Consider the following 10,675-nt stretch of genomic DNA (forward strand, 5'->3'; position numbering starts at 1 on the left):
TCCTCCTTCGGGCGGGAGCGGCGGGAGCGGTGGGAGCGGCGGGAGCGGCGGCGGGGGAGGCGGCTGGGGAGGATGATCAGCTCAAGTTGTGAGGGCCAAGAAGGATCGCAGAGCCCAGAAGACAAGCTGCCTTGTGTTTGGAAAATCTGCGACGGGTTGTTTCTCCCGTTCATCAAGGACGAAAGAAACGCGAAGGCTGGCATCTGATTGAGGGTCGGAAAAGCGCGGCCGCGCCGGTTGTCGCACATCACTAGGCGGTCTCGAGCCGGCTGAACCGAACCGGAATGAGTTTCCGGGTCTCGAGCTGCCCTGCCGCATCCTTGTCGATGACAGTCAGAAACTGTGCTTCTTTAGATCCCAAAGGCAGTACCAGCCGTCCCCCCGGCTTGAGTTGCGTCAGAAAAGCCGGCGGTGTCTGCTCAGCCGCCGCCGTGACCAGGATTTTGTCGAATGGGGCGTGCTCGGGCCAGCCGCGAGACCCGTCTCCGACACGAATGCCGACATTGGATAAGCCGAGGTCATGCAGGAGAGCCTCCGCACGGCTTGCGAATTCCTCGATGATTTCTACGCTCCAAACTTGCCCGGCGAGTCCCGCGAGGATTGCGGTTTGGTAGCCCAGGCCGGTGCCGATCTCGAGCACCGCCTCGTGCGGTTGGGGAGCAAGAAGATCGATCATGAGGGCGACGATGAACGGCTGCGAGACGGTTTTATCGAAGCCGATCGGCAGCGGCATGTCCTGGTAGGCGTAAGGTGCAACCGAAGCTGGCACGAAGAGATGCCGCGGCAATCGCCGCATCGCTGCCATCACCCGTTCATCGAGCGCCGCCTTGCCGAGTTCTTCGCTTGCAAGGTCGGTATGGATTGCAATCATCTCGACCATGTGCCTGCGTAGGATGGCCAGGTGCTCTTCGTTCATAGGCTTCATGACGGTGGGACTTTCCTCAACCAGCTTGCTGCCAGAGAGCCTTATATCCTGTTCGTCACAGTAGCGCCCGCTATCGTTTCCAACACGGGTGTCCAGGGCAGGGGTGGGTGACCGTCTTGGCAGTCAAGGGCGCTGTGTAGTTCACGTCCCTGTCCGGGTTATCCTCGGAGAGAATGGCCGGGCGACTTGTGCTGAAAATTCATGGCGAGTGTCAGAAAAGGTTCGTCTTGCCGTGGGTCAACCGTAGTGAAGTTTCGGTTTGGGCTCGGTGCCGGTGAATTTGACGCCGATGCGGTCGTTGCGACGCCAACGAACTTCCGATCTATAGGCAACTCCATCGACCGACACGTAGAGCAAGAAGCGATCGGGAACCCGAGCTTCGGGCGCGACCTTCAGCTCGGCGCCCCCCTCATGCTGATTGCGCAAGGTGCAGCTGATCTCGGAATTCTGGATCCCGGTGATGATCGTCCCGCCCTTTAGCACACGTGGGCGGCGCTCGCGCCGATGCTCGTCGGAACTCTGATCAAGTGGATTGGCGGTGTTTGCCATCGATAAAATGCCAGATCTGCCGAAATTCACCCTTAAGTATAAAACACCGAACACAGACGCACAGCAATCATGTTGCTCAGGTATGTGGCATTCTAGGACATGCTCAGGTAATATCTAGCAAAGGTTCCGCGTTGCCGACGTGTCGATCAGCACGGTTTCCAAGCTTCTGGTCGACGCCGGCCCCGTAGCCGTCGAACTCCACCTCCTGAATCCAAGCATCGCCGTGGGGCGGCCTCTCGATCAGGGTCGGCATCAAGGCTCAATGAACTCTAGCCGGCCGGTGCTGGCGTGCGGTGCCAGACGCATCGACCATTCCGGGGCGCCTTACAGCTTCTACACAGCGGAATTGCCGCCACGTACTTCATTCGCATGTATCATTACATTAGATCTAGCTCATATACTCACAGTCAAGCGAGCACTCCCAAAGGCTCGCTGGTCAGGCCCAGCGGTCTACCCTCACCGCAAGCCGCTGGGCCGCTAGAACGAGCGCAACGGATGGCGCCGACTTCATGACGAGGATTAAAATCGGGGTCAATTGAATGTGTACGTTTGCTGCAAATGTTCCGTGCCGGAGCCCTTGCTCGTTCGAGGGTTCGAATGCTGGAGATGCAGGCGTGGCCAAGAAGCCGTCTATTGCCGGTTTAGCCAAAGACTTGTCTAATGTTGCGCTCACATTCAATTGTCCGAATTGCTCGCATCCGGCGGTAAGGAAAGGCTCTGCACTAAGAACGATTGCGCACTTCAGATGCCACGGGTGCAACGCCAAGGTGCGGATCACTTATCAGCAGAAGCTAGCAATCTTCGAAAAGCACAGGCTATCGGCCGCCCGAGGCGCGCTGCGACAACTCAACTCTGCTTTGCGGTAAGCCTAGCGGCTTCGCCCAACGTCATGTGCGGCACGGCGCTGTCACCCCAATCTGATCCCAAAAGTCCAGCCGCGAGGCGTTGCGTAGACCCTCGTCGCCGCGCAGTGCTTACGCGGCCAATCAGTCCCGGCTTGATCCATTGAGTGGCTGGGCGCTTCGTGCACTTTGGCGACGGCCCGGCATGCTCATGCACCCGTTTCCATAGCTCGCGGATCATTCGGGGTCGAATTAAGAGGCGAATGCGGGGCTTGCCAAGCTCGCGCTCAATGCCGAGCAGTTGGCCGAGCGCGGCCGCCGGACTTGTGCCCGTCGGGGCCAAAGAGCGCGCATATCAAATGGAGTGAAATCCTTAAGCGAGGGCCTTCATATAGCAGGCTGGCGGCTGGCTCACGTCGCGGCTTTGAGCAGGTGGCTGCAAACACGCCCCAGACGCCCTCGGGGGGGCGAGAAGGAGTATTGCGGCGCAACTCACCCAAACGTCGATCCGCCCGAACCCGCGACGATCGGGTGCCGGCCTTTCTCGCTTGTTCGACTTGTGTTCGGGCGACTATCGATGGTTCTATGCATCGGTTCAAAGGCTCGGCGCGTTAGATAAGGCTCACCGCGCCGAAGCGCTTGCGCGGCCAGATGCATGTCATGGAGCCATTCAAAGCTGACGGCCGAATCGGTGATTATTTGGGCGTGAACCGACTGAGAGCTTTCGGGCGGATGCGCAGCTATCGTGGACACCAAGTCGCGAGGGCAGTGTTCTCTTCACCCGGCCCCGTCGCTCGGCGGGAGTGGCGAATTATTCTCCAGCAAGATCGAATATGCAGTGGAAGCCACTATCCGCTGCCAGGGAGACGTTCATCCTGCGGCCAATCGGTTAGGCCTTCCAGGCTTGTTGTTCTGCGCCATCGGTATCATATGCCTGGAGACCACCAGGCAGGGAAACTTCTATTTCGCGTAGCTCGGCAGCGTTTAGAAATGCTTGGCGCGCTACCGCGATCTGTTTTCTCGCCCTGCAGGGTATCCATGAAAGCGCCGGAGTTCTGGGCTTCTTCGTGATGTTTCCCGCTATTTTCCTGGCGTCGGTACTGTTTGATCGAGGTTCAGGGCTTTACTCCGCCGTGCTGGGCACGGTTCTGCTATATTTTGAGGTGAAACCAGCTGGTACCTTTCTACTGCCCGCGGGATTGGTGCTGCCAATGGTTATCTTCGTCGTGGTGCCATTGGGGCTGGCCGTCATTAGCGAAGGGCTACGTACGGCCTATCAGAGAGCGGCGGAAGCGGAACGCGCGAAGGATCTGCTCCTGCAAGAATTGTCGCATCGCACTAAGAACAACCTCGCGATGGTCAGCTCTCTGCTGTCGCTGCAAGCTCGGATGAAATCGAGTCCAGAGGCCCGCGAGGCACTGGAGAAAGCGGTACGTCGCATTCACGCCATCGCCGATGCTCACGACCACTTCCGGCCATCCAGCCACAACGGCCAGATCGAAATGCGCTCGTATCTGGAGGAGTTGTCGGGCCACCTCGGAGATACGCTCCGGGATATCAGACCGATAGCCGTGAAAGTTCTGTTGGCGGTCTTTGGAGCAATCGTGCTCCTTACGGCCTGGTTGCCCCTGCTTCTCAGGAAGCTTCCGCTTTCACTGCCAATGGTTTGCATCGGGGTCGGGGTTCTTTTGGTTTGGTCATCTGTTTCTCCGCTCATCGGAGTGAACCCACTTGAGAACCGGGGCCTAACAGAGCGTCTCACCGAGTTGGCGGTCATCATCGCTCTTATGGGGGCTGGCCTGAAGCTGGATCGCCCAGTGAGTTGGCGCGGCTGGGAGTCCTCCTGGCGCCTTGTTGGCGTCGCCATGCCACTAACGATCGCAGGAATTGCCTTCATCGGCTGGTCAATTCTTGGGCTCGGTCTTGCTGCCGCACTCCTGCTTGGCGCTGCTCTCGCACCGACTGATCCTGTTCTGGCAAGCGACATACAGGTTGGCCCACCTCTATCCGGCAAGGAGGACGAGGTGCGTTTTGCCCTTACCTCAGAGGCCGGCCTCAATGATGGAGCGGCATTTCCGTTCGTGTATCTCGCCATCGCAATTGCGCTGTCCAGAGCGTCCGGCGAGCCGTTCTTCGCAAACTGGGTCCTCGTGGATGTCCTTTGGAAGATTGCAGCGGGGCTCGGCGTTGGCTGGCTGGGCGGAAAAGTCATGGGCTACCTTACGTTTCGTCTGCCGAAACGATCGGGCTTGTCAGAGACGAAAGACGGCTTTGTTGCGCTCGGGATCACCTGCCTTGCATACGGCTCGACCGAAGTCCTTCACGGCTACGGCTTCCTTGCAGTGTTTGTTGCAGCAGTGGCGCTGCGAACCGTCGAGCGGCAGCATGAGTATCATGAGAGCTTGCACGACTTCGCTGAGCAGATCGAGCGATTGCTGATGATGGTGCTGCTGGTCTGCTTTGGGGCAGCGATCGCTGAAGGGTCGATTTTTGGCGCCTTGAGCTGGCAGGTGCTCGTCACTACCGCCCTGGTGTTATTTGTTGTGCGACCGATCGCGGCATGGGTTGGACTGATTGGATTTCCGGCGTCATCACGCGAAAAGGCCGTCATTGCTTTCTTTGGCATACGCGGCCTTGGATCGTTCTACTATCTTGCCTTCGCACTCGGGCAGGCTGAATTCGAGAGTGCGACAACCCTTTGGGTAACCGTCTGCTTCGCCGTTGTGAGTTCAATTGTAATGCACGGTGTTATGGTGACTCCAGTGATGCGTCAGTTGGATCGCGGCCGCCACTCTTTGCTGAAGTTGCCCCGTGATCGAGACTGGCAGGACTAATGTCCCCAGAGTCGGACTTTTTGCTCCAGGACCACCGTTTTCCTTCGCAGACTCAGCCAGGGATCACGTCATGCGCTGGGACTGTCAGGAGTTCTGTGCGAGGCCATGACGATGGAAGGAAAGAATCATCACATGGCTATCGGGAAAGAATTTCTGGACCAGCTGCTTGCCGGTCGTGATCCGAACGAGGTTTTCGCCAAGGGGGTTGCTTGACGACCTGAAGAAGGCGCTTTCGGAGCGCATTTTGAACGCCGAGCTCGACGAGCACTTCGATGAGGAGAGCACCGAGAGGAACGTCAATCGCGCAAAGGCGATTCGCGGAAGTCGGTGCTGACGGGCACATCGAAGATGACGCTGACTATCCCGCGCGAGCGTGCCGGAACCTTCGATCCGAAGCTGATCGCCAAATATCAGCGCCGCTTTCCAGACTTCGCGATGGACGCGTTCGAAACTGCGGCCAAGCATCTCGACAATGGCTATGACCGGCCGGCATTTGCTGCGGCGGCAGAGTAGCAGATGTCAGGCGTTCAAGATTTTCGCTTCCTTGGCGGCGGTCAGAAATGCCGCGCGGGCTACCTCCGGGGCGCTTCCACCGCCGAGCACCTTCATGCAGGCCATTCGTGCCTGGATGCGGCGCCCCGTCTCTCCAATGGGCCAATCATACAGCAGCATTTCGGCGGCCTCGCGGGTGCTCGAAACACTGACTTTGCCCGAGGACAGCAACAGGGTCACGGGCTTTTCGAACGTGCCGACGTCTCGTTCGCTGGTCATGTTCTGGTTTCCTTTCGCGGTGTCCCTACGACCCTACGGGCGAACACCACATTTCGTTGCGTCACGATTGACCCGGTGCGCGAACATTCGGTGAGAAGCTCCTTGCGACTGCATGCCCTTGGGGCATTCCTGCCGGCATTGCCGAGGGGTGAGAATGTTAATCCTCGGCCTCGACATCGCATGCGCTTGGTATGAGCCCGGCTCATCGCTCTCGATCAAGACTGGCCTGATCAAAGCCATCGGCGAGAACGCCGAGGAGCAGGGGATCGCTCGGTTGCCAGCTTCGCGCCATGATCAAGGGCAACAGGCCCGACTTTGTGTCGATCGAGCAGCCGATGGCCAACGTGGTCTCATTCAAAACGTGGTCTCATTCAGGAAGATCGCCAGACGCTTACGCCCCCAGCGACGAGCACACTGCTAACCCGATCGCCTTGCAGCGCGAGGGGCTGGCCTGCGCCGCTGCGGCCATCATCAGCGACGGCTACGGTATCCACTGGGAAACAATCCTTTTGTCGACGCAGCGGAAGCATTTCCTTGGCATGGGCTGCTCGCCCGGCTTTGACCACGCCATGTGGAAGCGCACTGCGGTCGAGCGCTGCCGGCTGCTCAAGACGAAGAATGCGGACGCCGCATAACGACGGCCAGCGAAGCGTGTCAGGGGTTCAAATTGCGAGAGCGCGTCACCTACATCGACTCGCCGCCGCCGAGGGGAGGGCTGCTCGTAAAGGCCGGTTGCGAATGCGCCATGTGCTGATTCCGGTAATGGAATGCGGCCTTGTCCGGATCCTAGACACGCTGCTCAATGTCGGCGCAAACAAAGGATTGGGCTGCATTTGCCGGCGTGTCATTGCCGACCTTGCCGTAGCTTCCAAGGACAGTCTTGACGAGCGCTTCTCGGTCGAGGACGTGTTCAGCGCCACGCGCAGATCGTTGTTGTTGTCAAAGGGCTGTCGCAGCGGGCTACCATATAGTAGTGCGCGCACCTGTGACTTGAAGGTAAGCTGCTGCGATAAGAGACATGGCTTGAGGCGGGCGTACGGGCACGGCCTGGCGCTTCCTCAAGGATTGAGATGATCGTTCATTTAGTAGACGGCACATACGAGTTGTTTCGCCACTTCTATGGCCAACGCCGGTTCAACAACGGCCAAGACAGGCCGTTTGGCGCCGTCGTTGGCGTGCTGAACACACTGCTGGAGATGATCGAGAATGGCGCCACACACATTGGGGTAGCGACAGATCATGTAATCGAGTCGTTCAGAAATCAGCTCTGGCCCGGCTACAAGACCGGGGATGGCATCGAGCCGGCATTGCTCGCGCAGTTCCATCCTCTTGAGAAAGCCCTGGCGGCCATGGGAGTGGCGGTCTGGCCGATGATCGACCTAGAAGCCGACGACGCGCTGGCATCCGCGGCACGGAGCGCGGCTGCCGATGAGCGCGTGCAGAAGGTATGCATCTGGACGCCGGACAAGGATCTCGCGCAGTGCGTGCGAGGTGACCATGTGGTCCAGGTAGACCGAAGGACCCAGAAAATTCGCGATGCCGCCGGCGTACGCGAGAAGTTCGGAGTTGAGCCGGCCCTGATTCCAGATTTCCTAGCGCTCGTCGGTGATGCCGCGGATGGCTACCCGGGTCTCGAGGGCATCGGCCTGGTGTCGGCCGCCCGGCTGCTTGGCCGCTATGGCCCTCTTGAAAGCTTTCCGCCTGAAGCCCTCGGCCGGCGTAGAGAGCTCGCACTTTTGTTCAAGAATCTCGCCACGCTGCGTACGGACGCTCGGCTTTTTGAGAATGTCGAAGAGCTGCGCTGGCGCGGCCCGACCAATGCGTTCGAGACGTGCGTAATCCAGCTAAATGATGCCCGGCTCCTCGCACGTGCGCTTAAAGCTCCCCGTAACTGACTTCGGACGCGAGGTCTGGAAGCGGCCTTTGGAAGGCCAGCGCCGATTCCCCAATCGCACAGGGGCACGGTAGGCGCGGCAACAGTCTTGAAGAACTCAGCCCAACGTTCCGGCGGGTGACAGGCGCTCACGTAGCATCTGAGTTGTCGATTCACGTTCAATGGCAAAGCGTGTCACACCTACGCACCTACGACCTAGATACAAGGCGGTCGCGTCCGGGTCGTGCCCCGCTGAGTGGTATAGCTCGGCGGTGACGAAGCCGCTCGGTCGCTCCGTGGGCGCGCCCTCAGTAGGAGGGAGCAGCATCTGAACCCTGCTTTGCCTTTCCCGTAATGGGGAAGATACAAGACAACCTCATATATGCTCGATAGGCCTGTAAGGTGACGGCCATCTAAGACCGTCATTGGCGCCAAGCGAAGTTGCAGCAGATGCACAGTAAGGCGCTAGGTTTTGCGCTCGTCCAAACGTGACTGCTTGTTGGCGGCATCGGCCGATCCGCCCAGCGTGTCCGCGACCGTGGCACCTCGCGCCCCCATCGGTTGCTGCGCACCTGTGGTGGTGTCCTTGACTGTCTGATGCTCCATCTCAGCATTCAGCTCCGCACCTACAATCAGGATGATCACGGAAATCCAGGTCCACATCATCAAGCCGATGACCGCCCCCAGGGCTCCGTAGGTCGCGTTGTAGTTAGCGAAGTTCTCAAGATAAAAAGAGAAACCCACCGAGACTGCGATCCAAACCACAGCCGAGAGGAATGCCCCCCATGTGGCCCATCGCCACTTTGCCTTTTCGCGGCTAGGGCCGTAGCGGTAGATCAGCGTAATTCCGATTCCGACCATGATCAGCAAAACCGGCCACCGCAAGATCCGCACAAGGGTTTCCGTCCAGCCGCCGAGGTTCACCAGCGCAAGCATTGCGGGTACGATCCCGACCGAGATGATAAGGCCGATGCCAATGAGGATGGCGCCAAGGGTGAATCCCAAGGCCAGGAGATTCAGATGGATAAAGCCGCGCTTTTCAGTCTCCTCGTAAGCGATGTTCATTGCTTCAAACAGCGTCTTGATGCCGCTGTTGGCGCTCCACAGTGCGACCGCGAGACCGAAGATAAACCCAAAGCTGAGCGTGCTAGTGTTCTGAGCGGCCAATGAGTTAAGTTGCGATCTGATAAGATCCAAACCGCCCGAAGGCAGTATGCCGCCAAGGAATGAAATGTGCTCGGCGACCGTCTGAGGATCGGCGACGAAGCCGTAAATGGACACGAAGGCGGCAAGCGCTGGAAACAGAGCAAGAAGCAGGTAGAACGTGGCTCCGGCCGCGATCAACATGACGCGGTCCTCCATTACCTCAGCGAACACCCGCCACAGTACATCCCTCCAGCCGCGGCCGGAAATTTGCGATGGCCGTTCGGCATTGCGTCCGCGGCCCTCTTTGTCTGCTTGTCCAGCCCGTCGCTCCAGTTGTATTTGGTTTTCGTTGGAATCTTCGGCTTTGTTGTTCGACATGACTGCAGTCCGTCGCATCTTCCTCGACGGCAACGTTTAGGCGCGCCAATAGATGCAGGTGCAGACCTGCGCTCGCAAATAATCATCCGCCAGCTGCAGAAATACCGGCCATCTAACAACGACACTGCCCCGACTCTGACTCACGACCGCTTCCGAGGGCCGGAGTAGGGCTGTCCGGTCTCGCCTCGAGGGGCTATCTGACCACATCGTTCCGGCCGGTATCAGCACCGGCTGGCGCCATGTCCGGCGGCCTGTTCCACAGCAGCGACTTTGAAATCGTGGATGCGTTTCCAGAACGTCATGACGCATGACGCACGAAGTCACGATCGCCATGCTGCAGGACCCTGGTTCGGCTGGCAAAGCAGACGAAAGTGAAACACGCGCCGGCCATGACGTGAAGGTCCTTCCGGTCTCAGGCGACAAGGACACGGGCAAACCTGACCCGCCCAGGTGAAGCTCTTGCGCGGCCGCTGGAACGAAACATCCCTCGATGAGGTCTGTTCGTTTCCGAATGGAAAATTTGACGATCAGGTCGATGCTTTCGCCGACGCTGCAAGCGAGCTCGCACTCGGATCGACCTTCACCCATGACAATATCTGACGGTCGAGATCACCGAAGCTGACTTTAATCAAAATGCTCTGGCAGGGCCTTCAACTGCTCGGTCGTCATTTGTGTGATAGCATGCACGGTGCCGTCTTCGTCCCGCATAAAATCGAGCTGAGTTGCATATAAGGCCACGCGCTTTGAGCCTATGCCGAGGAACCCGCCAACATCGAAGACGACCTGCGCATGCTCGCCCGTTCCATGGATGTGGTCGACTGAACTGATTTCCTCATCGTCGCGACCGTAGATGGTGGCTCCCTCAACAACGTCTGCGCGCAGTTCAGAACTCGAAAGCCGTACGTGATTGGTGTGGTCCATTTTTGGAGGCTCCTCTCCGGTTGGACTGAGGTAACCCCCGACAGGGCCAACCGTTCCGAACCGTCGTTCACGAGTGTCGTTCGCGGATGGGCACCGAGCGGGATATGGCAGGCGCCTTGGCTGTCGCCGATCCCCTAAACGAGCTGGCGTTGAGTTCGAGCATCCGGTTTGGGGTCGTCTGTCGTGGCGGTTCGACTTGCAAACACCGAAGTAGGTCGGCCTGCCTGCTTAACCGCCTGAAAAACGCGCCCGAGCCGCGGCGGCAACTGTGCGCTATTTTGACATTTCGACCTTGCGGTGTCGGATTATTTGCATGCGAACGAGTTTTGCGACTGCGTATTCCGACGAAGCCGGCCATCGATTCCGATTTGAAGCCGGCCGGTCATTCCGATTTCAATCCGGCCGGTGTTCCGATTTGAAGCCGGCCATTTTTCGG

At 58.8% G+C, this 10,675-nt stretch carries 9 protein-coding genes and 1 pseudogene; 4 read left to right on the forward strand and 6 right to left on the reverse strand.

Annotated elements, in window-relative coordinates; translation table 11 throughout:
• Nucleotides 1-250: 250 nt before the first annotated feature.
• From NKJ13_RS29790 to NKJ13_RS29800, 3 genes are all read right to left on the reverse strand, one after another.
• Nucleotides 251-925: a protein-L-isoaspartate(D-aspartate) O-methyltransferase gene (locus NKJ13_RS29790; RefSeq protein ID WP_352691667.1), complete on the reverse strand. Its 675-nt coding sequence runs from the start codon at nucleotides 923-925 to the stop codon at nucleotides 251-253.
• Nucleotides 926-1,162: 237 nt separating this feature from the next.
• Nucleotides 1,163-1,474, reverse strand: coding sequence for a PilZ domain-containing protein (locus NKJ13_RS29795; RefSeq protein ID WP_352479185.1), 312 nt, complete (start codon nucleotides 1,472-1,474; stop codon nucleotides 1,163-1,165).
• Nucleotides 1,475-1,577: 103 nt separating this feature from the next.
• Complete coding sequence (locus tag NKJ13_RS29800; protein WP_352779246.1) at nucleotides 1,578-1,727, reverse strand: hypothetical protein; 150 nt, start codon at nucleotides 1,725-1,727, stop codon at nucleotides 1,578-1,580.
• 1,659 nt (nucleotides 1,728-3,386) lie between these two features.
• Between NKJ13_RS29800 and NKJ13_RS29805 the strand changes: the two genes are divergently transcribed.
• On the forward strand, nucleotides 3,387-5,150 hold the full coding sequence (locus NKJ13_RS29805; protein WP_352779257.1) for a cation:proton antiporter domain-containing protein: 1,764 nt from the start codon (nucleotides 3,387-3,389) through the stop codon (nucleotides 5,148-5,150).
• Between the two features lie 132 nt (nucleotides 5,151-5,282).
• Nucleotides 5,283-5,582 (forward strand): annotated as a pseudogene (locus NKJ13_RS29810) (transposase); the annotation flags it as partial.
• A gap of 87 nt (nucleotides 5,583-5,669) precedes the next feature.
• Here the strand turns inward: NKJ13_RS29810 and NKJ13_RS29815 are convergent.
• Nucleotides 5,670-5,921, reverse strand: a complete 252-nt coding sequence (locus NKJ13_RS29815) for a DUF982 domain-containing protein (protein WP_352509291.1) — start codon at nucleotides 5,919-5,921, stop codon at nucleotides 5,670-5,672.
• A gap of 290 nt (nucleotides 5,922-6,211) precedes the next feature.
• Here NKJ13_RS29815 and NKJ13_RS29820 point away from each other — a divergent pair, with 290 nt between their 5' ends.
• Nucleotides 6,212-6,556, forward strand: coding sequence for a hypothetical protein (locus NKJ13_RS29820; RefSeq protein ID WP_352779249.1), 345 nt, complete (start codon nucleotides 6,212-6,214; stop codon nucleotides 6,554-6,556).
• A gap of 435 nt (nucleotides 6,557-6,991) precedes the next feature.
• Nucleotides 6,992-7,816 carry a 5'-3' exonuclease gene (locus NKJ13_RS29825; protein ID WP_352779251.1) on the forward strand — a complete coding sequence of 275 codons (825 nt, stop codon included), beginning with the start codon at nucleotides 6,992-6,994 and terminating at the stop codon, nucleotides 7,814-7,816.
• A 443-nt stretch (nucleotides 7,817-8,259) separates the two neighbouring features.
• Here the strand turns inward: NKJ13_RS29825 and NKJ13_RS29830 are convergent, their stop codons facing one another.
• Together NKJ13_RS29830 and NKJ13_RS29835 are read right to left on the reverse strand one after the other, a co-directional pair.
• Nucleotides 8,260-9,318, reverse strand: coding sequence for a YihY/virulence factor BrkB family protein (locus tag NKJ13_RS29830; protein WP_352779254.1), 1,059 nt, complete (start codon nucleotides 9,316-9,318; stop codon nucleotides 8,260-8,262).
• 624 nt (nucleotides 9,319-9,942) lie between these two features.
• Nucleotides 9,943-10,239 carry a PRC-barrel domain containing protein gene (locus NKJ13_RS29835; RefSeq protein ID WP_352479193.1) on the reverse strand — a complete coding sequence of 99 codons (297 nt, stop codon included), beginning with the start codon at nucleotides 10,237-10,239 and terminating at the stop codon, nucleotides 9,943-9,945.
• Nucleotides 10,240-10,675: the final 436 nt, after the last annotated feature.

The organism is Mesorhizobium sp. M0174 (assembly GCF_040322275.1).
Taxonomy (GTDB): domain Bacteria; phylum Pseudomonadota; class Alphaproteobacteria; order Rhizobiales; family Rhizobiaceae; genus Mesorhizobium.